Genomic DNA, 21,790 nt, shown 5'->3' with positions numbered 1-21,790 from the left:
TGAGCCTCTTAAACAGGGGTATTCATCAAATCATCGGTTTCACTGGCAGCCGGTGCTCCGGACGCCAGCGTTTCTGGTGCGGTTTCCATCAGGCGATCCAACGCGGTTTCGCTTCGGGCCTGTGAACTTTGCGGCGCCGCCGCCAGAATGCGTTGTGCATGCTCAACCGTCATTCCCGGCGTTTCTGCCAGCGCACGGGCCTGTTCCTCCCGACCGCTTGCGGCCTCACAGTTCAGGATCCCCATAATTCGGGCATTCTCAGCAGAGACCGCCGCGGCAACCTGAGCATTTACATCCGGTGTGGGTGCAGCAGCCGCTGGCACTGCCGGAGCAGTTACAATTGCGCCATTGGCTTCCGCCGCGGCATTGGCGTCTGGTTGGGTTGCAGCTGCATTCGTCGTCGTTGTCTTCATCGTTCCTCCGATATGGATGGTCTTTTTGGTATCCAGCGCGCTGCGCATTACGCCGATCGCATCTGTACTGTTAACAAGTTCGTCCGCCAGCCCATGATCAATGGACTCCTGCCCGGAGAAGACCGCAGCCTCAGTATCGAGAACCGCCCTCACCGACATTCCCGTATAACCTGCCACTTTTTCAGCAAACATCTGCCGGGTGGCATCGATACGGGACTGAAAAGCTTCACGAACATCTTTCGGCAATTTTTCGTAAGGGTTGCCATCAACCTTGTGGTCGCCGCTGTAAATCAACGTGACCTCGACCCCCTGCGATTTCAGCACCTGACCATAATTGCTGTGGGCCATCATCACACCGATGGACCCTGTCCTTGCTGTCTGTGTCACAAGCCGACGTGATGCCGCACTGGCGATAAGCTGTCCGGCGCTGCAGTTCATATCGTTCGCCAGCGCCCAAACGGGTTTAATATCGCGGGCCCGGGCAATAATGTCGGCGCAGTCAAAAGCTCCGGCGACCATCCCGCCCGGCGTATCCATATCCAGCAAAACTCCGTCAACATCAGGATCGCTGATAGCCTGCTGCAGGCGGGCAATAACACCGTTGTACCCGGTCATGCCGGAATACGGCTGGAGTGAACGGGTTTTATTGACCAGGGTCCCGGCAACCGGTAATACCGCGATGCCATTCATTACCTGATAGCTACGAGCCGGACGCGGCCCGGCCTCCTCGTTACCGAATAGCATTAGTGGTTCCGCCATTTGCTCGGTGCCCAGGGTTGTCCCCGATACGGTATCAGTCAGGCGGGTAATGCCCAGTTGGCCTGCCAGCGCGCAAAAGAAAACCCGCGCATAGGCGGGTTCAAGGAGCAGCGGTTCGTTAAATGCCAGGCTGGCAATATGTGGAAGGTTACGCAGCTCGGGCGTCATCTTGTTCCTCCTTACCGGAATTCTCCAGACCAGACTGGAACGCCGCAGCTGCCCACGAAGGCGGTCTTAACCCTGCCTGTCGCCGTTCCATCGTTTCACGCACCTGCTGGGCAAAGATTTCCTGATAATCATCGCCGCGCTTCGCGCATTCTTTTTCATAGGTACTGAGGCCTGCTTCAATCAGCATAACCGCCTCCTGCACCTCCTTAAGGCCGTCAATCGCCATCCTGCCGGAGCCGATCCAGTCGCAGTTCGCCCAGCTTGTCCTGGCCTCCTGGAAACTGTAACGGGCGCGGGATGGCAGGCTGACGACACGACGGACGATCGCCTCTTCCAGCCAGCACAAAAACATCATGCTCGCCTGCCGGGCAGCGATAAATTTGCGCCGGCCCATGAAATAGGCCCAGGACTCATTGGCGCTCGCGCGTGCGGTGGAATAACTCATTTGTGAGTAGTTACGGGATAACTGCTCGTAAGAAACGCCAAGCCCTGCGGCGATGTAACGTAAGAGCGATTGCTCGAATACGGAATACCCATTATCGGTATTCTGAGCAGATTGCAGATTCAGTGAATCCCCGGGCATCAGGTGTGGCACCTTCGCCCCTCCAAGTCTGACCGGGGCGGCCGCATAATACGTTGCGATTTCCCCAAGCCATCCGGTCAGCTTTTTCGTCTGCTCCGGATTGTCCGCACCGAGGATAAAATCCATCGCTGTCTGGGTATCCATCTCACTTTCAATCGTGGCGGCATACATCGCCTTGACGATGGCGCTTTGCAGTTGGGTGTTTTGCAGCGTATCGAGCATTTTCATCTGCTCCATAACGCTATAAAACTGATTCGCTCCCCTTGTCTGTCCATCTTCCATTGGCTCAAACACATGGATAAAGGCCGTTCGCCCGCCAGGTAGCTCACGCGGAATATAATTCCACTTCTGAGCCATCCACCCGGGATAGTTATCCTCGCTGACGTAGTAACCCTGGGCGGCACCAGCATCATTAATTCTTACCCCTGCCCGGCAATTTCGGGTATCACCCTGATTGCCTGGATTACCGATCCGCTTAGGACTGACCATCTTAAACTGTGTTCTAAATAGCCTGTTCGCGCTGGTATCCCAGGTCGCCTGAGTAAATAACTCTCCGTTAAAAGTGTGCATGGCCACCCCTTCACGGATCATCATGGTGAACGTGCGTTTACGTTCGGCATCAATAAAACAGTGGTCGTCCTCCGCGTATTCTTTCCAGGCATCCTCGCACTCACGGGCAAACGCACGCGCATCCTCTTCGCTGATCCCAAGATAGCGCCAGGCAGGCCGGTGGCTAAGACGGAAAAATGAACCAACGATATGATCCTGGTGAAGCTGTACCGCATTCGCCGCGAGGCCGTTATTACGAACAAGATCGTCGGCGCGGGCGTTTCCACGCTGGAAGTTCGGCAGTAGTGCGGCATCACCACTTTCACTGGGTGGATTCCACGCGCGCAGCTGGCCACCAAAGCCACCAGCCCCACCATGGTATCCGGCATATTCCCGGAGCGACGTTTTACCGTCGGGTCCAACAAGTGCTGGTAATTTCATGCGTAAAATCCTGCTGGCCCGCGCCGGCGACTGGTGATGCCAATCTGAACTTCAAGTTCGGCAATATATTTTTTCAAATCAGCAACTGACGTGGCAGTAAACTCAACGCGGCGGCCATCTTTCTGTACCGTCGCAACGCGTTTCCCTGTCATCAGGTCATGAAGTGCGGCGCGGGCACTGTCCAGTTCAGACTGTGTTGCCATTATTCATCTCCGGCTAATGCCCGGGCATAATCCGCCAGGGTCTTTTTCGGTTTAGAGGTAAGTTCGTCCTCCTGCATGCTGATCAGAAGAGACTCAAGATTCAGCTGCCAGCGGGAAACACTTATCCGCAGAGCTGCCAGCGCGTAGACAAAACAGTCCAGCGCCTCATTACGACGTTTTTTACTGTCCCAGAGTATTTTCCGCTCGCCGTTTACCCATTTTTCAACCTGCTCCTCTGCTGTCAGCTGCTGAGCCTCGGTCAGGTCGAAGATTTCCGGGTTGTTAGGAAAATGAACGGCGCCGGCCATTGGCTCATCACCAACCGGAATAAGCGTTAATCGGTTATAAATCTGCTCCTTCGCCGTATCGGTACCAACCTCCGTCAGATACACCCCGTTTTTATTTCGTTTACGGGGCATATTCGCTACAGGTTTACCGTATACAGAAGCACCTTTGATGGGAATTACGCGAAAAAGACCATGCTTTTTCGAACGGCTATAAACGATTGTTGGGTCAATCCCCCCGATATCCCAGCAGATGCGGGAAATACTCATCTCCGCGCCATTTCGGCGTTTATAGGTCTTGTTGATCGCCTCATCTACGCGTTGAAGGGTCTGCTCGTCATCATGACGCCCCATGATTATCTGTCGGTCCACCAGCCAGCTTTCTTCACCAGGTCCCCAACCCCAGACTCGCATTTCATAACGATCAAGCTGTGAATCAATTCCGGCAGTAAGGTAGACAACGCGATCCGGCACTGCGGCAGCAAAGAGTTCCTTTCGCTCTTCGATAAGATCGGCATCAGGCCGTTCACCAATTTTCGCCTCCCAGGTTTCCCCGAGAGTGGTATTGGTGAAAGTTTTGCGTTTGCCTGTATCACCCTTGGTTTTAATCCACTCTTTAACAATCTGCACCCATGTGGTGAACGGGCTGTAAGCCGTCCAGATATGGAAGGTCACACTGTCAGGCGGGTCTATTTCTCCACCCGAGGAAGAGAACCAGTTAAGACCGTCCCCCGTCCAGATACCGGTTCGCTCGCAGATATAGCGTGCATGAGTGAAATCCAGCTCCTGTTGCTTAATGACGCACCCGTTATGCTCGCACAGGTAAAAAACGCTGGCAGGCTCACCGGGAGACCATTTAAAACCAAAAGGCGTTTCCTTATCGCCGAACTTGAGGTATTGCTCTTCCCCGCAATGCGGGCACGCAACATGGAAACGCATAAAATGCTGCGATTCGCTGGCGGCTCGCTCAATCTGGCAGGTACCGCGAATTTTTGGGGTAGAGCCGCGGATCGATTTGGGCCAGACAGAGCCCTCAATTCGCTTATCACCCAGAAACGTTGGCGAACCTTCTTTCTCGATGTCCTCATCGAATGCCGCCAGCTCATCATAACCGGCAACATCGACCGATTTCTCACGGTAGTTCTTGGCAGCCTTACCGCCGAGACACCAGAAGCCGCGGCCGTTAGAGAATCGTTTCATGCTGAGCGTGTTATTGCGGTGTTTTTTCCCATACCACGGCGCCAGCGCCAGCAATGCTGGAATATCACGGATCGTCGGCTCAACGTGCGACTTCATAAAGTTTTCGGCATCGCCGTCGGTCGGCAGCCAGATGAGGGAATTTCGCTGCTTATGCTCAATAAAATAGGAATAGACGCCCAGCAGCATCTTTGAGTAACCGACACGGGCAGACTTAACAACGTTCACTTCCCGTATGTAGTCATTTCCCATCGCATTCATTATCGCGCGCTGAAAAGGCAGCGTGACCCAGCGCCCTTCCTGGTATGCCGACTCTTTCGGCAGGTAATAATTTTTGTCTGCCCATTCCACTGCCGTTTGCGGCTCCGGGCGATAGAGTGAGCGCAGCCCGGCGCGTGCGGATGACTGCAGCCCCTTAATCTGACTGTTCGATATATTCACTCAGCAACCCCGGTATAATTTCATCCAGCGCAGCTGCCTTGTTCATGGCTTTGATTACGTCCTTTTTAAGGAAATCAATGTGTCGATTCTCCAGCTCAGGAAACCGCCGCTGCACCGACAGGGGGATCCCGTCCAGGATACTGGCTATTTCGCCGGCCACGCGTGAAAGCACGAACGTGCAGAATGCGGTCTCCACCACCTCAGCAGAACTTTTGGCGTTTTTTAGCTCCTGGGCATCAGCCTGCGACCGGGTCAGACGGTAGCGCTCATAATCAATCGTTCCAGGCTGTAGCTCTGATTCACCAGCCTTACGGAGCTCTTCTACTTCCTTTCTCAACTTTTCGTTTTCGATATCAGCATCGCGCTCGGCAAACCACTTAATCGCAGCGGCGGAATCGTAAAGCACCTCATTACCTTTGCCGCCGCCGCGTACAACCGGCATACCCTGATCCTGCCAGTTCTGGATCGTACGAACGCTGACACCAAAAATATCGGAGAGCTGTTTTTTGTTCACCTCCATACGCACTCCTTGAGTGAAAACGGGGTACGGAAACGATCTTGAGTGATCCGGGCAGGAAACTAACTCCTGGCTTCCTTTCTTCTCATGTAACAACCTATTAATAAACAATGAGTTACACAGAAGAAGAACGGAAACGCCTTAAACTCAGAAATTTTCATATGTAGCGAGAATCCGCGAGGTCGCCGCCCCGTAACTGCTCGAACTCCCGGAAAGGACCCGCAACGATAACGGTTATCATTACCGTTTTAATGGTCATTCATCGAGGTCGCTCACTGAACAACCTCTGTGAATGCTCACCCTGCGGACGCGCCACCGTCGGCCTGCAGTACATCCTCGGGGATGCGCGCCGGCAGAGGTTCATTCTCGAAGACCTTCAGCCCATTGAAGCCGAGGAACGTAGAGGACTGGCTGATATTGCCAGCAATGAAGTCGCCAACATCGACCAGTAACCCGGTCACGACCGCCTCAGTGTTCTGGCGCCAGTAGCTCTCCAGAGCAACCAGCAGCGGATCAGAGCCATTGGAGACCATCTGCTCGCCGACGGAATAAGCCTTCTTACCAGCCTTATCAGTGATGCACTGCAGCTTGTTGCTCTGCATGGCCACCATGTCAGAATTGTTCACCTGAACGGTCAATGTCGCGACTTTTTCGCCTTCCTCATTCGTGCTGGAAGCATAGAAAAGCGAAAGGGTCAGATCATTACGATTAAACATTACTGGCTCCGGTTGCGGTTACGGTTGCGATGACGGTGACGGCGCGCTGGTCGTGGCGCAGTATCACCCGGCGGCAAGAGCTCACCTTCTTTTGCAGGCTGCACTTCTTCTACAGCAGTTGGTGTCTGTTCTGGCTCTGCCGATTGTGGTTGCGCTGGTGCTGCCGGTACGAATGGTGCACCACCAGCTTCAATCTCAATCTTGAGGTGCGGGAAAATCTTAGCGGTATGGTCGAAATGGATAGCTGAAACAGGCAGATGCGCGTAAGACACGCCGTCACGCTCCAGCGCCACCAGCGCGCCATTAACATATTCAATCTTGATATTTTGCATCGTGTACCTTAACGAATAGAAAAGCCCCACGGACGAGAGGCTACTGGTTAAATATCAGGGTGTTACTATGAATCTTCAGCGTGTAAGGTTGCCTCTCAGCCCGTCAGTGGTGGGACACTGGCGCTTATTTAACCGGGGGAAAGGCTGATTACCTCTGATGAAGGATAAATATGACTATTTCAAAAGAAGAATTTGAACAACTCAAAGCAAGAACTCTCGTGACCGAAGTCGCGTTGGCTTATACGATTACAAACCTTTCAGCAAAATTTAGTGATATTAAGCCATCTGTGGTCGAGGCTTTAAAGTTAGATGCAAAATCAAATACGGAAAAAGCACCTCAAGTTGCGAAAGCATTGAACGATTTAGCTGGGTTGATCGAGACTTTTGCTTTTACGCAAGACTAATGATCCCGGAGAACGTAGCGTTCATCATTTCGTTCTCTATTTTATTAAATACGGTCTTATTTTGGGCCGTATTTTCAGTCCCCCCCCGACATAACAGCTCCTGACTCGTCTGATTTAAAGCCGAATGAACATCTGCGCGAAGCGCTTCAATTGAGCAGCTAGTAGATTTAGTAACATCTTCGAGCTGCTTTTTCAGCGCTTCCACTTTTTGCTCTAATACTTCGATTCTTTGTTCTGAAGTCATATAACACTCCCTAATTTTAAACCCTGCTAAGGGATATCATGAGCTTTACCCCTCGCAGGGATAGAGGTTCTCACCGATTCGTAAATCCGCTCGCAGGTCATTCCTGCTGTGTAGCGTTCGTCAGCGATTGCAGCATATCGTCGAGCCTCTTCTGCAAGGTCTCCAAGCATGTCGGCGAGCATTCCGGCGGTGGCGCCGGTTGTTTTGCTTCTGACGGTAGCGGCAAGACTTGCGGTGTGCTTTGCGGCGTCCAGGCGGGTGGCAAGGTTTTTTGCCTGCTGGCGCAGCTGGTTAACAGTGCCAGAGAGAGTAGCGGCAGCAGCGCGCGCTGCAGCGGTTTGGGCTTGAGCATCTTGTACGGCCTCATCACGGGCGATCATACGCCCTTGTTCAATCATCCGGGCGGCGGTTTGCGCGTTAACTTCCTGAGCCGATTCGGTGCTATCACGTTCAGCCCACCGCTTTTCCCATGCCCGATCGCTCCAGGCTAAACCAGCAACAAAGGCACCAGCAATAATCACCGCGGCGATAGCTGGCTTTAAGTAAGTTGCATTCACTGGTCAATCCCCCAGCACGTCAGCGCACTTTCCTGATCCCGGCGAGTTACCTGCCCATAGCAGTTATTAGAGCGTATGCGGCAATCCTTCCCACCGTCCTTAATCCACCAGCGAATCGCTTCACATGCGCCTTTACGGTCGCCGGCGTTGATGCGCTGGTAGAATGTAGACGGGAAGCATTTACCGGGGCCGATGTTGTACGGACAGAATGAAGCAATGCCGACTTTCTGCGGAGGAGTCAACGGAACGCGGATATTCCGGTCAACCCACGCCAGCGCCTTATCACGTTCGATAGCATTCACCTCGTCGCATTTTGCCTGGGTTAACTTCATTCCCTGCGTGACAGGTTTACCATCAATACGCGTGGCACCTCGGCAAATAGTCCAGATACCCTGGCTACCATCGCGATACGCGGTAAGGCTGTTACCTTCTTTCTCATCCAGGAACTGATCCATCAGGGTTGGGGCGGATGCACCAGCCGCTATTAATCCCAGCATGGCTGCGCTGAGTTTCGTTTTCAGGGATGCCATTTTATTTATCCTGCGGCGGTTGCGTCACATACCCCCGCCTGAGCGCATCCTCATAGGCTTTGGTTTGCCGACGTTTGAAATATAGGTTCGTGAAATAAGTGGCGACGCCGATCACTACACCACTGACAAGCGCAATGAAGTTCCAGTCAAGACCATGGAACCAGTCATAAACACGCGCCAGGCCAGTACAAATCAGGCCGCCTGACGTGCAGTACGTAGCCGCTGAAAAGATTTTGTCAGGCATGATTTTGTTCATCCGTCACCTCCTGCTGAGGTGTTAACCGTGAGATTAAAAAAGGTGGGTACTATAACCACTAAACTATTGCACGCTTCGTCGATGGTGGGTATAATACCCACATGTTAACGAAACGGAGGATTGATGAGCAGTGCAGAGTTAATCAAAAAACTGATAGCTGATGGTTGGGTTAAGCAAAGACAGACAGGAAGCCATGTAACGCTAACAAAACCGGGAATAGAGAAAATAATCACCATTCCCCACCCCAGAAAGGATTCTTCAAAGGGGATTGTTAGACAGGCTCAACAGATATCAGGACTTAAATTGATGTAAAAGGGAGCGGCGAAAGCCGCCCCTCTCTGCAAGGGTTATCAATACGCAATTAGTGAGGTACCTATGATTTATCCGCTCTTCATTTTCAAAGCCGATGACGGCACTTTTGATGGCTACTTTCCTGACGTCGAAGGTTGCATGTTTGCCGGGAACAACCTCGAAAGGGCATTGAGGGATGCTGAGACAGCTTTCGGTCAGCACATGGAAGTGCTAACCGAACAAGGCGGGCATGTGCCTGCGCCGCGCGATCCAGCTGATTATCTGGGGGATAACCGCTTAACCTCAGATAATGGCTTTCTAGCGCTTGTAGAAATAGATCCAGCAAAGTACGAAACAAAAGCTATCAAGTTCAATCTCACCATGCCTGGCAACTTGTTGACTGCAATCGACAGATACATTGAAAGCCACGGTAGATACAAAAACCGTTCTGCCTTTCTTTCTGAGATTGCAAGAAAAGAGATAGCAAGAGGCTAAAAATAACAAGGCACCTGCGGGTGCCTTGTCTTTGAACTAATGATATAAGTTAATAAATTCTGCATATAAGCCCCCTTTTCCCATCATCTCATCCCATCTGCACGCAAACATTTTTCAATTTATTGATCTCTATCTCTTACGTTTCACGAATTGAAGAGCTATATGATCAATGTCCAGTTTTTACTGGTAAAAAAATTACAAATGGAGCTCAGATGATTACAGCAAACGAAGAAGCTTTTATTCTCAAAAAAGACGGTTCACGCAAGGGGCCATACAAAGCTAAATTTGCAGGAGATACTGTTGTTATAAATGACAAGATGGCCGATATTGATGATGGAGATTTTGTCGTTAGAGTCCTACCGAATGGTAAGGAAGAACATAAAGAAATCTACAAAGCAAATTTCTACGACACTAAACTCGGTGGCTTTGGTCCACACTTTCAACTGAAAGTTGGCCCCAAAAAAGACATGCCGTCATTTGCCTCTCAGCATATCAACATTCATGGCGGTAATGTTCAAATAGGTAATCACAATCGTCTAGAAATATCGAATAGCATCGAAACGCTGAACAATCTAATCAATAACGCTGAAACAACTACAGAACAAAAAGAAGAGGCAAAAGGATTGCTACGCAAACTAGCTGAGCACCCTTTAATCACAGCTCTCGCTGGTGGTGCGATAGGCCTACTTTAATAAAAAACCCGCCATTGAGGCGGGTTATAAACTTTTGGTAACGTATCAAATTACCCTAAAATATCGCTCATTTTGTTGCATTTTGCAAGCCCATTTGACGAAGATAGCCAACTTTAATCACATTTTTCCGTTCTGGCCTCTTCTATTAGTTCATGATGGCTGTAGATGTGTTGCAATGCGTTGCTATCCATCTCAACGAAAGCCTTTTTAAGCCGCTCCCAATGACCTGCATACACTCTTTTCCATGTAGAACGATCAACGGAAACCATACGCGCCAGTGCTGCGCCAGCGTAGGCTTTATAAGTCTCATTATTCCGTGTCGCGGCAACCTCCTGGGCAGCTAACCAGACCAGCCCCACCAGCTTTTTGATAACTCTCGATTGGATCGCCCTGCCTACCTGATAGTTCTGGTATTCAGTCCAGACGTGTTGGCACATTATCGTCTGGTACCGAAAGTTAAGGTCGAAGCCATAACAATAGCGCACCCATGCCTGGTGATGCTCTTCCAGCAGGTTCACAGCCCGGCGCCACGGTGAATAACCAAACTCGATATCATTGATGGGTGGCATTGGTCGGCGGCGGCTGCGGGTCTCCATTACATGAACAGGAGTGGTCAGAGCTTTAACTACAGACGGGCCGCAGCCAATCCCCCCACCAAGAACGACCATGTGGCTGGCGCGCCGTGGATTTTTATTCTTATCTGCTGGTGGGTTCTCGCTGAATGCCTCGAGTTGTCCCTTTGTTGCGCCGGATGAATCCAACAACGCTCGACGAACTTCAATACGGGTATATTCCAGATTTTGTAGGTCCATACTGCTCAGTGCTCCATACACTTATGCTTTTACAATCACGCCGATCGCTATGGCTCTATCAAGGAAACGGAACAACAGCTGAAGCTGTGAGCCGTTCTTCTCTTCAAACGCATTTACGTCGGCATGTAGCTCGTCGTGACACTCTCTGCACAGAGGAAACACGAAGAGATCGTGGGCTTTGGTTGCGGTACCGCCCATGCCATGCCCGATGACATGATGCGGATCATCTGCGGGGCGACGACAGCATTCGCATGGCTGACGCTTTACCCAATCGGTGTATGTCTGGTTAACCCAACGGCGGCGCTTAGGTTTAAGCATGAATGATTCAGGCGACTCAGGATCGACAGCCAGCGACAGAACCTTCGGCTGCTCTGGCAGCGCCAGGGCGTTTTGGCTGTGGCCGTTTTTCTTTGGTGCATCTGTAGGTAACTTTTCCCGCAAAATGCTGGTGGCAGCTACTGAAGGCCGGATGTCGCTTTCTTTATATACGGACTGGAATTTATCTTCTGGTAAGCGAAGACCGCGCTGGGCCATCGTCTCGGTTATCTCATCGGCGACGCCAGCATATACTGCCCACCAGCACAGCTCTGCGAGGGATAACTCTCTTTCGAGGCCCAATTGCAGATCCAAAATTGCTGTATCAATGATCCAGTCGACAACATTACGGCGAGCCAGATCGCTGAGGGTTTTCGTTGTTTGTTCCCGCAGGCGCGTGTCGCAATACCAACAGAGTTGAATCGCTCCCGGAGGATGACGCATGGTCACCAGTTCATTGTGGTGATAATCAGAATGGCGAAACTGACATTCGCGTTTATTGCGTTCCAGCCAGTATTCAAGGGCAGGCAGGCCGCCCGCCGCATTAATTACCTTTTCACTGGTAAAAAAGCCCTCCAGTTCCTTATCCTCAGCCAGTGGCTGGCGCGCGTCAGGAACGGCACCAGCCTCCAGCCCCGCCATACTTTTTGGCTCAGACTCGATTAGCACTCTCCCGTTGCGGAAAAGCCTCATCAGTTCTTTACCTGGCTTAAACAGTACCACGCCTAAGCGTGGCACCACTTCAGGAGTTAGCAGCGCTCTCATGCCGCTACTCCTGATAGCTCACTCACCATACCGGCTGCCAATGCAATAATTTCATCCTTTGCCATGCGCTCCAGCCAGAGCTGATTAATCTGGGCCTTTACCTTATTTTGCTGAGGCTCACCCAGTTCTGAAGCACCATCCACCTGTTCAAAAACCAGATTAACTTCCAAAGGCCAGATCCGAGCTTCTACCTGATTCTCAACGGCTGGAGTGATATTTTTACGAACATGGTTGCGGATCACTCGACTATTGAACCAATTCGACTTTTCCAGATTAGCTACAATGACAATAAAGTCCGTGACCTTGCATTCATCCGCAAACTCACTAAAGACAGAACTCATGCGCTCGATAGTTTCGGACCGGGCAGCATCAGATTCGAATTCTTCATCGTTCAGCCATCCCACCAGCACCTCTAGCGAATTTTTATAGGCAATTAAAGATTGAGCCTTTGCAATTACATCAGGATGCACCGGAGTAATCTCTGGTTTATCTACGGAATCCGCCGCCCATGTATGCCCAAACTTAGATTCGGCAAAGGTATACTCTGGCTTATCGCCAAAGGCTGCTACTACACAGGCCCATGCCTGAATACCACTCTGATCGAGGATTGCCGACTGCTGCAGCGGTATTTCGGTTTCAACCGTGGCGTTTGGGATAGTTTTCGTTTCTGCTGGCTGAGCCTGCTTACTAACGGCGAACTGCGCCAGCGCCATACTTGCGCGCCCTTTCGCTTCCAGCTCTACGCGATCGATATAGCTAAAGCGCTCGCCGCGCCAGGTCTTATCAAATATCACTATTGCGCCAGCAAAGAAGGCGCTGGTGGGTTTCTGTTTATCATCCGCTGGCACAAACCAGGTCGGAAGATCGAAGCCAATGCGACCGCGGATAAAACAGACGTGATCAGCATCTTCAGGCCACCATGTCTCACTCGTTGCCGACTTAACCAGGAAAACATAGCGGCCGCCGTTTTCTCGCTGCTCAGATGCATAACTCATGATGTGCTTCATGCCGGTGATAGCCTGTTTTTCATGGTATTGCGAGCGGCTATATGGCGGGTTGCCGAAGGCTGCGCCGCCGAGATCTACCAGACGACCAGACCAGTCCTGCGTCAGCGCATTGTCTTCAGCGGTATACCATGCCGGGCATTTTGCGTTGCTGTCGTCGGCAAACAGGTCCAAGACCAGCGGACCAAACAAAGCGTTAACCCCCCAGAACAACAGATCCGGAGTCCGCCATTGATCGCCAACTTCTTTTAAATAATGCGCTTCCTGGGCGCGCAGTTGCGCCAGTGCCTGGCTGTAAGGACTAAGATTCATGCTGCTCCTCCGTTCTTGGCCACTACAGACCAGATATTGTTCCATCCAAATTGAGCCAAACCGTGGTCATGCCCCTTTGCTTTCAAACCATCGCGATCGGCCCTGGCTCGGACTTGTACCTCAATCTCGCTCTTCGGTTCGTTGTCAGCCTCAAGGTCGTGGTAGCGGCGCCAAGCAAGGTCACGTTCGGCAATATCGACGCCAGCATCCTGGCTGTAGCTGTTTGGCAGTTCGGTCTGTTTTTTCCCCTTCCCCCAACTTTCACGGGCTGGGCGACCACGGCTTTCCCAGCGGGTAGCATTCTGCAAATATCCTTCAAACTTTGTCGGTCGAAACAGCGTGGAGGGCTGCATGTATTCGTAATGTTCGGTGTCCTCCCAATGCACATGCTTGTAGTCAACAACCAGCAGCAGCTGCTGCACCGTGTAATCATCACGCAGGCGGGCTCTAATATTCTCCAGTGAGGTCTTCCCGGTTCGGAATTGTTTCCCGGTGACGGCGTTCAGGTGCTTGAGCACAGCGATCGCATTGTCAGTGATAACCACTTCAGGGTCGGGTTGCGCAGCAACCGGACAAGAGGGTTTTGAATTACCCTGTGTATTCTCCTGAGTAGTCTCTGTGTAATCTCCTGTAGGAAAGTTTGCGGGACCCCCACATGCTTGTTCGGGGGAATCACCCATACTTGTTTGCGGCATTTCCACATTCTTGTTTGCGGCATCACCGCAATCTAGTTTGCGGGATTGCACCAATCCAGATTGCGGCGTTTCCACATTCTGGACATCCCGCAATCTGGATTTATCCTTAGTGACCTTCTTCGCTGGCTTCGCCATTTCAATTAGCAGAGCTTCCAGGCGTTCAGCGTTGATGCGATAGTGCATTGTTGCTGGAACCCCACGACGGTCTTCCTCCAATACACCCAGAGCAATAAGACGCTTGCGAGCGGTTTCCTGCTCGTCCCGGGTCAGCGCTGTCTCGGAAGCAATGTCAGCCTGGGTTTTATACATCCAGCCGCCGTCCATACGGTTATGCCAGTAAACCATCTGAGAAAGGAAAACAGCGGCAACAGGTCCAGCTTTTACCTTCCCCACACGCAGCTTGGCAAACGCCGGGTTATAAGCGATTGGGCGATCAAGTAACTGAATGAGGGTGCTCACTGATCAATCCTCTTGAATCTGGCGCGGAAGATGATCATCGGAGCAACACACTCCCACTCATATCCCGGGCGGCGGTAAATCACACGCTGGCGTCCAGCGTCATAGCCAGTCACATGCACAACAATGCCGTGCTGATCGCGATAAAGGCGGTCCATTGGTTGAATATTCTCTTCCAAATCAACCTCCCATCAGTTCAGAGGCGTAACGCTGTGCTATCCACTGGACGCCGCGGGGAGTTACTCGGGTTTGGGTGTAGGCATGGCCATAATCAGATGTACCCGTTTTGACGGTAAACAGGCCTTCGCGCTGACGCAGGGCATGAGGTAGCAAATTGCCGGACTGACGGAACAGCACCTTGTCACGCAGAAGCGTGTCGATCATGGCCTTTTCCGGCATATTCAGGATTTTTGCGGTTTCACGCAGACTTTTGGCACCGCCGGCTTCGACATACTGATTCACAAACGCCACCTTGGGCGCGTCCTGCTGGACCTTAAGTGAGAGCTTCGCATTTCTTTCAGCCATGTCGGCTGCCAGGCGAAGTGCCTCTGGCAATGTTTGCGGTATAGCGTTGGCGCTTCCCTCAAGCTCACGCAAACGACGGATAATCTTCATGCGTAGCGGCGCGCTGTACCCCGCGATTAAACATTCTGTATGCTCACGGTCTAGGCGGTATTCCCGGTATTGCTGGTGGTTTTGGGGGTGTGTCCAATAATGGGCATACCCCTCCAGTGACTCTCCCAACTGCTGCATCATCGCTTCGATGTCACGCACCACATGCTTATGCTGCTTGCCAGTGAGAGAAGATATCTCACGGCTGCTCATGGTAGCGGCGCCAGCGATGTAAGGAGAGGCATGAACTAAAGATGAAGTCGGCTGGTTATTTACCTGCTGCGCCATTCTGCTTCCCTCCCTTTGTAATAAAATCCCCCACAGCCCATTCGGTAAAGCTGTGGTTAACCTGGGCCCACCCACCCGGTATTCTTACGGCATAGCAATACGCAATAACGCTTTTACCACCGCGAACTGGCAATGCGCGAAGTTGCGAACGCTGATTATTTGCGGTTAAATTGCTCATGCGGATTTCTCCATACACATTGATTTATTCGCCACGACGCCCGGAGCTGCACACTCGCGGGCGTCATTCTTTTCTGGCTGGCAGAAAATGCGATAAACAAGAGCCGAATGCTCCTGAAGTTTTTGAATAGAGCTATAGAGCTCCCCATCGATCACCGCCCGTTCATGCGGCTCAATCACACCATCTTCGATCGCTGCGCGAATCTGTTGCGAATAGGCTGTTATCTGTTCGATAACCTCAAGCAGGCGCTGATTGATATCCGCGTTATCCACTTCTTCAATATCCGCAAGCGGAACAAAAACCCCACCGGATTGGCGCGCTACCGCGTCAGCGATATGACTTGTACCACCAGCACGCTGCAGCACCATCACCCATCCAAACGGGAAGATCTGATCACCATCGACGCGCAGGCGGTTGAATAAGGCGTTTTCAGTTACACCCAGCCATTCAGCCGCCTCGGCATAACCTCCAGGCAGTTCAGTAATCGTTTTCTTGATTGCGGCCACCAGCCAAGCTGGTTGACGCACTACTTTCCAAATTGGCTCGTTACCCACGGCTTACCCCTCGCTTCTGTGGTTTTAATCATGCGACTGAGTGGCTACGCTTCTCATAAAGTGATTGGTCAACTTTCAAATCACCTTTCGTAAGCGCCTGTATCTCAAACGCCCGCCCTTTTGGGATAACCTCATCCCAACCTGATACGGAAGCGTGTGAGATATTCAGCGCCTTAGCGGTTTTCCCGACGCCTCCGAAGTAAGAAATAACGTCACTTTTTTTCATTTTTCCCTCTGGAGTTAGGTAATGCAGTGTGATGATAGTAGGATATCTTACATATCATGGTCAAGCACTCCTACATCAGAAAGTGGTAGGATTGCCTACATGAAAATGAATGATCGAATCCGAAGCAGACGCAAAGAGCTAAAGATGACGCAAGCCGTTCTGGCAAAGCTCGTCGGGGTTAATCGCGTCACCATCACCGGCTGGGAGTCAGGTGACTACAAACCCGGTGGTGAAAACCTCCAGGCGCTTTCGGCTGCATTAGAAAAGAGCCCGCAGTGGCTATTGGAAGGCAAGGATGATGAGAGCCAGCAGCATCCAACTATAAACCCCGAACAAAGATTCGGAATTAGGTCAGTCCCAGTGCTTACCTGGGTCCAGGCCGGTGAATGGACGGCTAATAGTGGTGCAATTACAGAACGTGATATTCGGGACTGGGTCTACACCTCAGCAGCAGTCTCTGAGAATGCATTCGCTCTAATTGTTCGTGGTGACTCGATGACCAACCCCTCCGGCGCCCCAAGCATTCCGGAGGGGTCAATTGTCGTCGTTGAACCTGATTTTGGAGATGCTAACCAAGCTAATGGCAAAATTGTAATTGCTCAGCTCATTGGTAGCGATGAAGCAACCATTAAAAAGTTCGTCATGGATGGTCCGCTGAAATATCTGGTACCTCTCAATCCTAATTACAGGATGCTAGAGGTTAATGGCAACTGCCGATTGGTAGGGCTAGTAAGACAGGTAATAATGGATTTATAAGAAACCGGGTCCTCCGGTTTTTTTTTGCCCCTCCATGTAAGTTATCCAACATTTTCACTTGACCTTTCAATGTAAGTTACCCTACATTAATCACATCAACAGCGAACAGGCAGGATGCCCACGAAGTAGCCGCCGGTGGCGTATGAATAACCGGATGATTCGCTGACAGGTGTCTTAGAAGCGGGTAGCAAAGGAGCAGCAAGTTAAAGATGAAAATTGAGTTAATCGTAGACGGAAGCCCCACTGCTGAATGCAACAGTGAGGCGGAATTTCTGAAATTTCAAGCAGCTGTTTTTAACGCTCTTTACTGCATGCAGTTAACACATTATTCAGAGCGGAGGGAGCGCGCAAAGTCAAAGATGGCTCATCTAAATGAGACCGTTTTCAAAACGGTTCCCAAGGATCGCAATGAAGCGGATCAAGAAGCTTAATTACCTGATAAGTAATTGCCTCCTGACCCACAGTCCTTCCTGGACTAGCAAGTTGGTTGCGTAGAATTTTGATTTGGTTTTGCAAATCTTCGGAGACCGGGCCTTCATTAGCACATATGGCTGCTGAAATAGTTTTAACTGCAGCCTCAATGGCAGAAATCCTTAACTCCATAAGTTCGTTATTCATGGACTTGCCTTATTGGGTGTGTGAGAACTCCCAATATATCACCACTGAGCCTGATGTGGTTAAAAGACAGGCACACAACATGAAAGCGCATTCCCCTTCTTTCCGGTGGGGATCGGTTTGTAACTGAAGGAGTGCGCTTCCAGTTGTGAACGGCAAAATTCACGACCGTTGTATGGCACATGCAGCGTTAGCGGCCTGAGAGTTCCTTTATCCATCAACTCTCAGAACAGCCGGAATGTGCAAGCTAAGTGTTTCAGGCACGACGTGCGCTCCACCAGCGCGGCGAAAAGGTGTGACGCCCGGGAAGAGTCCGGGACACAACAGGAAAGGGGCTGGTTGGAACGCGCATAGAAGCTTTGTTGTCTGCGCCAGTGGCCGGGGACGAATCCGGTACAAACCGAGCAGCGGCCAGATCGGCGCCAGGTTACGCGGCCCCTTTCCGTTGTGGTAATGCGGCTCAGCGCTCGCGGCGTGGCCATTAATTCAACTTTTGAAATGAATGATCGTTTTGTTAAGTGTCGTCGCCGGGCCTGGCCGTTCCGGCAGGTGGAGGCACCACCGCCACAACTCAAATTGTTGTGTGTAGTCTTTGCCCAGTCTCCCCGATGGGCCCTTTTTTTACACAACAGGAAAGAGCACCACCGGCGCCGGGAACTAACCCTACCCGGAACCGGGTTCACAGCGTGGACCCTCTCTCCTTCAGGCTCTGAACTGGTGCTCTTCCCTGTTGTGTATGGAGAAACTGTCGGCGGTGGCAGCCGCCCTAACTAAGAGGTAGTGCTATGAGCAATGATCGCATGACCAATGTCCCGGACTTCCTGGGTGAATTGGATGCTGGCGTGTTCATGAACAAAATCGCCGGGGCGCTCAATACCGCCGCGCTGGGCGTTCTGAACAACGGTAGCAAAGGCAAAGTTGTGCTCACTTTCGACATCGACCGCATGGGTAATTCGATCGAAGAAAAGCGAGTAATGATCAAACACAAGCTGCAGTACGTCACCCCCACCCCACGCGGCAAAGTTTCCGAAGAAGACACGACAGAAACGCCGATGTTCGTGAACCGCGGCGGCAAGCTGACCATCCTGCAGGAAGACCAGGGCAACCTGTTTACTCTGGGCGGGGATCCGGATGCAAAGCTGCGAGCGGCTCAGTAGGCCGCGATTAACGTGCTTTTAGTTTAACTGTATTCATCTTTAAGGAAATTTTATGTCCCAGCAATTAGACAGCAGCGCAATTAACCAAATTAAAGACCTAGTGCTTTCAGGCTACCACCTGAACGACATTCACGGTCTGGCCTGCCCGACGACTATTCTGCCGGAAGGTACCACCGTCGCGAGCCTTGAGCGTTTCGCACTGGAGCGTTACCGCTTCCGCGGCGCTATGGACACAACCAGCATTGACGATTTCGTTCGCTATTCCGTTGGTTATGCCCAGGAAGACGAAAAAGCCCGTTGCTTCATCGATGCAGATAACATGCTGGCGCGCTCTATCTTCAACATCGGTACGCTGGATAACCCAGGCCACGCTGATAATGTTGCTTCGATCAAACTGAAGAAAACCGCACCGTTCCGCGCGCTGCTGTCGATCAACGGCGATCACCTCAATCAGAAGCAAATTGCCGAATGGCTAGAAGACTGGAGCGATTACCTTATTGCCTTCGATGCCGACGGCAACACGATGAAAATCGCCCAGGCAGCACAGGCAGTTCGCCGCGTCACCATTCAGCAAACTAACGCCTCCGATCATGAGGATGGTGATTTCAGTGGCAAAAAATCGCTGATGCAGAGTATCGAAGCCAGCAGTAAAGACGTGATGCCGGTAGCGTTCGAGTTCAAATGTGTGCCGTATGAAGGACTCGGCGAACGAGCATTCAGCCTGCGCAATAGTCTGCTGAAAAGTTCTGACCCGGTATTCGTCCTGCGTATCGTCCAGCTGGAAGCCCAGGAAGAAGCTATCGCTAATGAGTTCCGCGATCTGCTGACTGGTAAGTTCGACGGCAAGCCAGTGGAAACCTTTATCGGCAACTTCAAAGCCTGATTGCTCTCCATTAAATCCCCGGCGCCGCGGGGATTTATTAAAGCGTAATCCTGCAATTAATCGCCACGTGGCGAGGGATTTCTACACCCAAAATTTAGCGCTGTGCAGAGCGCTATTAAACGGAGAAATACGATGAGCTTTATTCAAACACTGTCTGGCAAGCACTTTAACTATAACGATATTCAAGAGGACGCTATCGTCATTGAGGACATTGCAACAGCCCTCTCGCACATCTGCCGCTTTGCCGGCCATCTGCCGGAGTTCTACAGCGTCGGCCAGCATAGCGTTCTGGTTAGCCACCTGGTACCTCAGGAATTCGCACTCGAGGCTTTACTGCATGACGCGGCAGAGGCTTATATGCAAGACATCCCTGCGCCGCTTAAGCGATTACTGCCCGACTACCAGGTTATAGAAAAACGTGTTGATGCGGCGATCCGCAGAAAGTTTGGTCTGCCGGCAGAGCAGCACCCCACCGTTAAATATGCAGACTTAGTCATGCTGGCCAGCGAACGCCGTGATTTCGAGATCGACGACAGCACGCACTGGCCTATGCTCGATGGAATTATTCCTACCGACCAATTCGTTATTAACCCGGTCCGCCCTGGGCAGTCTTACGGCATGTTCATGAACCGCTTTAACCAGCTGATGGAGCAGCGCTAATGGCACACGTAAAAGTAAAAGACCTCGTTGCGGCAGCTTATGCCGCATCACAGGGTTTGCCACCAGCAGAGGCAAAACTGATGCGTGATGTCGCTACCCGTCTGGATGTAACTTATGTCGCTCTGACTGAATCGATGGATATTAATACCGCGCTGTCCGCCGATATTGCCAAGCTTCGCGAGGTTAGCAATGACTGATATCACCCGACTGTTAACCAGCCTCAAGCGCCGCTCAGCCCACGCAAAAGAGTTTGGGGATAGCATTACGTTTGTAAAGCTGAAAGACATCGACGCGCTGGTAGAGGCGCTGGAGAAGGCGCAGCAGCGAATTGATGAACTGGAGAACGATGAAGTTCGTCAGCGCTTGGCTAACGCTGAGCATCAACTATATATGGCTGAACTGGCTAAGCATAACCTCAAAGCAAGTCGCAAAGCCCAGTTCCGCAAGCGCAAGGCGGCTGAGCAGCGCATCGCCGAGCTGGAGCCCCGCACCGTGAAGCTGCCGAAGCGCTCCGTTGGCGAAGTTATGCACATGAGCGGGTTTAGCCGGGATTATGCCGAGGGTTGGTGTGCCGGTAATGACAACGCCATTCATGAAATGCGCGTCGCTGGAGTCAATGTTATCGAAGGAGAGCAGAATAATGGCTAAATCATCAGACGTACATGACCTGTTAACGGCTTACCAGAAACAGGCGCGGAAAATCCCTGTTAAGGGTGTCTATGCATCGAGGCATCGGCAGGTTGAGGTACAGGCGGCTCACACACGCAAGATAATGCGCAAGCGTCGGCGGTCAGTTGGCAAGTCAAATAAGCTTGGCTGTCGCTTTACTGCGGAAATGCGAGTGGCGCTGATTTGCGATATGAATTTTTGGGCATTGGTGTGCCGCTCTAACCGCAACCAGGTAAATACGACGGGAGCCAACCAATGACCAAATCAAACATAACCAGAGAGCCAATTACTCACTACCTGAAAATTTACCCGGAGTTCTTCTCTGTTGTGTGTACTGGCGTTAAACGTGCGGAACTGCGTAAAAATGACCGTGATTATCGTGTTGGCGACACTCTTCACCTAATTGAGACGCCACGCGGTAGTAGCTTTCCAACAGGAGAATTCATCAACGCTAAAATCACTCACATAGCTGATGTTGGCGAGTTAATGCCGGGTTATGTCATGCTGAGCATCGAGAGAGAGGCGCTGGACAGCGAGCCGGTAGCATGGACTGAAAAATGCGAAATTACCAATATGCAGGCAACCGGGTTATACCTGCGTGGTTTCCCTGATAACTCGCATGGTCGAGATATTCCGCTCTATCGCCACGCGCAGCAAGTGCCTGTAGTGCCGGATGGTTACGTGATGGTGCCGAAGGTACCCACTGAATATATGCTCGTAGCCATTCCACCAGCACCGAAGAATTAATCTAACGCCCGGGT

General features: G+C 51.6%; 33 protein-coding genes. 12 read left to right on the top strand and 21 right to left on the bottom strand.

What is annotated here, in order from left to right:
* Positions 1-8: 8 nt before the first annotated feature.
* The 7 genes from ABLV66_RS08000 to ABLV66_RS07970 all read right to left on the bottom strand — a co-directional run bounded on the left by ABLV66_RS08000 (position 9) and on the right by ABLV66_RS07970 (position 6,603).
* Positions 9-1,340, bottom strand: a complete 1,332-nt coding sequence (locus tag ABLV66_RS08000) for a S49 family peptidase (protein WP_047052037.1) — start codon at positions 1,338-1,340, stop codon at positions 9-11.
* Positions 1,321-2,913 carry a phage portal protein gene (locus tag ABLV66_RS07995; RefSeq protein ID WP_047052039.1) on the bottom strand — a complete coding sequence of 531 codons (1,593 nt, stop codon included), beginning with the start codon at positions 2,911-2,913 and terminating at the stop codon, positions 1,321-1,323. Before ABLV66_RS07995 ends, ABLV66_RS08000 begins: the two co-directional genes overlap by 20 nt.
* Complete coding sequence (locus ABLV66_RS07990; protein ID WP_015367380.1) at positions 2,910-3,116, bottom strand: phage head-tail joining protein; 207 nt, start codon at positions 3,114-3,116, stop codon at positions 2,910-2,912. The genes ABLV66_RS07995 and ABLV66_RS07990 overlap by 4 nt, the downstream gene beginning before the upstream one ends.
* Complete coding sequence (locus ABLV66_RS07985) at positions 3,116-5,038, bottom strand: terminase gpA endonuclease subunit (protein ID WP_171824334.1); 1,923 nt, start codon at positions 5,036-5,038, stop codon at positions 3,116-3,118. The genes ABLV66_RS07990 and ABLV66_RS07985 overlap by 1 nt, the downstream gene beginning before the upstream one ends.
* Positions 5,013-5,558 carry a terminase small subunit gene (locus ABLV66_RS07980; RefSeq protein WP_015367382.1) on the bottom strand — a complete coding sequence of 182 codons (546 nt, stop codon included), beginning with the start codon at positions 5,556-5,558 and terminating at the stop codon, positions 5,013-5,015. Before ABLV66_RS07980 ends, ABLV66_RS07985 begins: the two co-directional genes overlap by 26 nt.
* Positions 5,559-5,851: 293 nt before the next feature.
* Positions 5,852-6,271 carry a hypothetical protein gene (locus ABLV66_RS07975; protein WP_348876049.1) on the bottom strand — a complete coding sequence of 140 codons (420 nt, stop codon included), beginning with the start codon at positions 6,269-6,271 and terminating at the stop codon, positions 5,852-5,854.
* On the bottom strand, positions 6,271-6,603 hold the full coding sequence (locus ABLV66_RS07970; protein WP_348876050.1) for a hypothetical protein: 333 nt from the start codon (positions 6,601-6,603) through the stop codon (positions 6,271-6,273). The genes ABLV66_RS07975 and ABLV66_RS07970 overlap by 1 nt, the downstream gene beginning before the upstream one ends.
* Before the next feature lie 170 nt (positions 6,604-6,773).
* Here ABLV66_RS07970 and ABLV66_RS07965 point away from each other — a divergent pair, with 170 nt between their 5' ends.
* Entirely contained in the window at positions 6,774-7,007 is a 234-nt protein-coding gene (locus ABLV66_RS07965; RefSeq protein ID WP_237372663.1) for a hypothetical protein, read from the top strand.
* Here ABLV66_RS07965 and ABLV66_RS07960 read toward each other — a convergent pair.
* Genes ABLV66_RS07960 through ABLV66_RS07945 form a run of 4 tightly spaced genes read right to left on the bottom strand, consistent with a single transcriptional unit; the run spans position 6,994 to position 8,582 of the window.
* On the bottom strand, positions 6,994-7,251 hold the full coding sequence (locus ABLV66_RS07960; protein WP_348876051.1) for a hypothetical protein: 258 nt from the start codon (positions 7,249-7,251) through the stop codon (positions 6,994-6,996). The genes ABLV66_RS07965 and ABLV66_RS07960 overlap by 14 nt on opposite strands.
* A gap of 26 nt (positions 7,252-7,277) precedes the next feature.
* Positions 7,278-7,808, bottom strand: a complete 531-nt coding sequence (locus tag ABLV66_RS07955) for a DUF2514 domain-containing protein (protein WP_348876052.1) — start codon at positions 7,806-7,808, stop codon at positions 7,278-7,280.
* Positions 7,805-8,338, bottom strand: a complete 534-nt coding sequence (locus tag ABLV66_RS07950; RefSeq protein WP_004122979.1) for a lysozyme — start codon at positions 8,336-8,338, stop codon at positions 7,805-7,807. The genes ABLV66_RS07955 and ABLV66_RS07950 overlap by 4 nt, the downstream gene beginning before the upstream one ends.
* A 1-nt stretch (position 8,339) precedes the next feature.
* Complete coding sequence (locus tag ABLV66_RS07945; RefSeq protein WP_164485153.1) at positions 8,340-8,582, bottom strand: class II holin family protein; 243 nt, start codon at positions 8,580-8,582, stop codon at positions 8,340-8,342.
* 135 nt (positions 8,583-8,717) lie between these two features.
* Between ABLV66_RS07945 and ABLV66_RS07940 the strand changes: the two genes are divergently transcribed.
* From ABLV66_RS07940 to ABLV66_RS07930, 3 genes are all read left to right on the top strand, one after another.
* Entirely contained in the window at positions 8,718-8,906 is a 189-nt protein-coding gene (locus ABLV66_RS07940) for a type II toxin-antitoxin system HicA family toxin (RefSeq protein WP_032423251.1), read from the top strand.
* 63 nt (positions 8,907-8,969) lie between these two features.
* Positions 8,970-9,380 carry a type II toxin-antitoxin system HicB family antitoxin gene (locus ABLV66_RS07935; protein ID WP_320944809.1) on the top strand — a complete coding sequence of 137 codons (411 nt, stop codon included), beginning with the start codon at positions 8,970-8,972 and terminating at the stop codon, positions 9,378-9,380.
* Positions 9,381-9,592: 212 nt separating this feature from the next.
* Positions 9,593-10,072 carry a hypothetical protein gene (locus tag ABLV66_RS07930; protein ID WP_320944808.1) on the top strand — a complete coding sequence of 160 codons (480 nt, stop codon included), beginning with the start codon at positions 9,593-9,595 and terminating at the stop codon, positions 10,070-10,072.
* A 113-nt stretch (positions 10,073-10,185) separates the two neighbouring features.
* Here the strand turns inward: ABLV66_RS07930 and ABLV66_RS07925 are convergent, their stop codons facing one another.
* From ABLV66_RS07925 to ABLV66_RS07885, 9 genes are read right to left on the bottom strand one after another with little or no spacing between them, the layout of a single operon-like run.
* The gene (locus ABLV66_RS07925) at positions 10,186-10,884 is read right to left on the bottom strand and encodes a bacteriophage antitermination protein Q (protein WP_348876054.1); all 699 of its coding nucleotides are present in this window, start codon (positions 10,882-10,884) and stop codon (positions 10,186-10,188) included.
* 21 nt (positions 10,885-10,905) lie between these two features.
* Positions 10,906-11,964, bottom strand: coding sequence for a DUF968 domain-containing protein (locus ABLV66_RS07920; RefSeq protein ID WP_084816681.1), 1,059 nt, complete (start codon positions 11,962-11,964; stop codon positions 10,906-10,908).
* Positions 11,961-13,280 carry a phage N-6-adenine-methyltransferase gene (locus tag ABLV66_RS07915; RefSeq protein WP_348876055.1) on the bottom strand — a complete coding sequence of 440 codons (1,320 nt, stop codon included), beginning with the start codon at positions 13,278-13,280 and terminating at the stop codon, positions 11,961-11,963. The genes ABLV66_RS07920 and ABLV66_RS07915 overlap by 4 nt, the downstream gene beginning before the upstream one ends.
* A complete protein-coding gene (locus ABLV66_RS07910; protein ID WP_348876056.1) occupies positions 13,277-14,434 on the bottom strand; it encodes a conserved phage C-terminal domain-containing protein in 1,158 nt (385 codons plus the stop codon). The genes ABLV66_RS07915 and ABLV66_RS07910 overlap by 4 nt, the downstream gene beginning before the upstream one ends.
* Complete coding sequence (locus tag ABLV66_RS07905; protein ID WP_348876058.1) at positions 14,431-14,610, bottom strand: DUF4222 domain-containing protein; 180 nt, start codon at positions 14,608-14,610, stop codon at positions 14,431-14,433. Before ABLV66_RS07905 ends, ABLV66_RS07910 begins: the two co-directional genes overlap by 4 nt.
* Before the next feature lies 1 nt (position 14,611).
* Positions 14,612-15,331, bottom strand: coding sequence for a phage antirepressor KilAC domain-containing protein (locus ABLV66_RS07900; RefSeq protein ID WP_081050453.1), 720 nt, complete (start codon positions 15,329-15,331; stop codon positions 14,612-14,614).
* Positions 15,312-15,509 (bottom strand): hypothetical protein, encoded by a 198-nt coding sequence (locus tag ABLV66_RS07895; RefSeq protein ID WP_348876059.1) that lies wholly within the window; start codon positions 15,507-15,509, stop codon positions 15,312-15,314. Before ABLV66_RS07895 ends, ABLV66_RS07900 begins: the two co-directional genes overlap by 20 nt.
* Positions 15,506-16,063 carry a YmfL family putative regulatory protein gene (locus ABLV66_RS07890; RefSeq protein WP_348876060.1) on the bottom strand — a complete coding sequence of 186 codons (558 nt, stop codon included), beginning with the start codon at positions 16,061-16,063 and terminating at the stop codon, positions 15,506-15,508. The genes ABLV66_RS07895 and ABLV66_RS07890 overlap by 4 nt, the downstream gene beginning before the upstream one ends.
* A 28-nt stretch (positions 16,064-16,091) precedes the next feature.
* Positions 16,092-16,289 carry a Cro/CI family transcriptional regulator gene (locus tag ABLV66_RS07885; RefSeq protein WP_047077464.1) on the bottom strand — a complete coding sequence of 66 codons (198 nt, stop codon included), beginning with the start codon at positions 16,287-16,289 and terminating at the stop codon, positions 16,092-16,094.
* Between the two features lie 99 nt (positions 16,290-16,388).
* Between ABLV66_RS07885 and ABLV66_RS07880 the strand changes: the two genes are divergently transcribed.
* Positions 16,389-17,045, top strand: coding sequence for a LexA family protein (locus ABLV66_RS07880; protein WP_348876061.1), 657 nt, complete (start codon positions 16,389-16,391; stop codon positions 17,043-17,045).
* Between the two features lie 384 nt (positions 17,046-17,429).
* Here the strand turns inward: ABLV66_RS07880 and ABLV66_RS07875 are convergent, their stop codons facing one another.
* Positions 17,430-17,663, bottom strand: coding sequence for a hypothetical protein (locus tag ABLV66_RS07875; protein ID WP_183268869.1), 234 nt, complete (start codon positions 17,661-17,663; stop codon positions 17,430-17,432).
* A 782-nt stretch (positions 17,664-18,445) separates the two neighbouring features.
* On the opposite strand from ABLV66_RS07875, the gene ABLV66_RS07870 reads away from it, so the two are divergent.
* The 7 genes from ABLV66_RS07870 (at position 18,446) to ABLV66_RS07840 (ending at position 21,776) form a co-directional block, all read left to right on the top strand.
* Positions 18,446-18,817: a YfdP family phage-associated protein gene (locus ABLV66_RS07870; RefSeq protein WP_045419620.1), complete on the top strand. Its 372-nt coding sequence runs from the start codon at positions 18,446-18,448 to the stop codon at positions 18,815-18,817.
* Positions 18,818-18,869: 52 nt separating this feature from the next.
* On the top strand, positions 18,870-19,700 hold the full coding sequence (locus ABLV66_RS07865; protein ID WP_047050077.1) for a YfdQ family protein: 831 nt from the start codon (positions 18,870-18,872) through the stop codon (positions 19,698-19,700).
* 132 nt (positions 19,701-19,832) lie between these two features.
* Entirely contained in the window at positions 19,833-20,360 is a 528-nt protein-coding gene (locus ABLV66_RS07860) for an HD family hydrolase (protein WP_348876062.1), read from the top strand.
* Positions 20,360-20,557 (top strand): hypothetical protein, encoded by a 198-nt coding sequence (locus tag ABLV66_RS07855; protein WP_084816722.1) that lies wholly within the window; start codon positions 20,360-20,362, stop codon positions 20,555-20,557. Before ABLV66_RS07860 ends, ABLV66_RS07855 begins: the two co-directional genes overlap by 1 nt.
* On the top strand, positions 20,550-21,008 hold the full coding sequence (locus ABLV66_RS07850) for an ead/Ea22-like family protein (RefSeq protein WP_348876064.1): 459 nt from the start codon (positions 20,550-20,552) through the stop codon (positions 21,006-21,008). The genes ABLV66_RS07855 and ABLV66_RS07850 overlap by 8 nt, the downstream gene beginning before the upstream one ends.
* Complete coding sequence (locus ABLV66_RS07845) at positions 21,001-21,288, top strand: hypothetical protein (RefSeq protein ID WP_348876066.1); 288 nt, start codon at positions 21,001-21,003, stop codon at positions 21,286-21,288. Before ABLV66_RS07850 ends, ABLV66_RS07845 begins: the two co-directional genes overlap by 8 nt.
* Positions 21,285-21,776 (top strand): DUF3850 domain-containing protein, encoded by a 492-nt coding sequence (locus ABLV66_RS07840; RefSeq protein ID WP_348876068.1) that lies wholly within the window; start codon positions 21,285-21,287, stop codon positions 21,774-21,776. The genes ABLV66_RS07845 and ABLV66_RS07840 overlap by 4 nt, the downstream gene beginning before the upstream one ends.
* Positions 21,777-21,790 lie beyond the last annotated feature (14 nt).

This window comes from Klebsiella sp. CN_Kp073 (assembly GCF_040065495.2).
Lineage (GTDB): Bacteria > Pseudomonadota > Gammaproteobacteria > Enterobacterales > Enterobacteriaceae > Klebsiella > Klebsiella aerogenes.
Note: the sequence above shows the minus strand (reverse complement) of the source record. Positions and strands in the feature narration are given on the sequence as shown.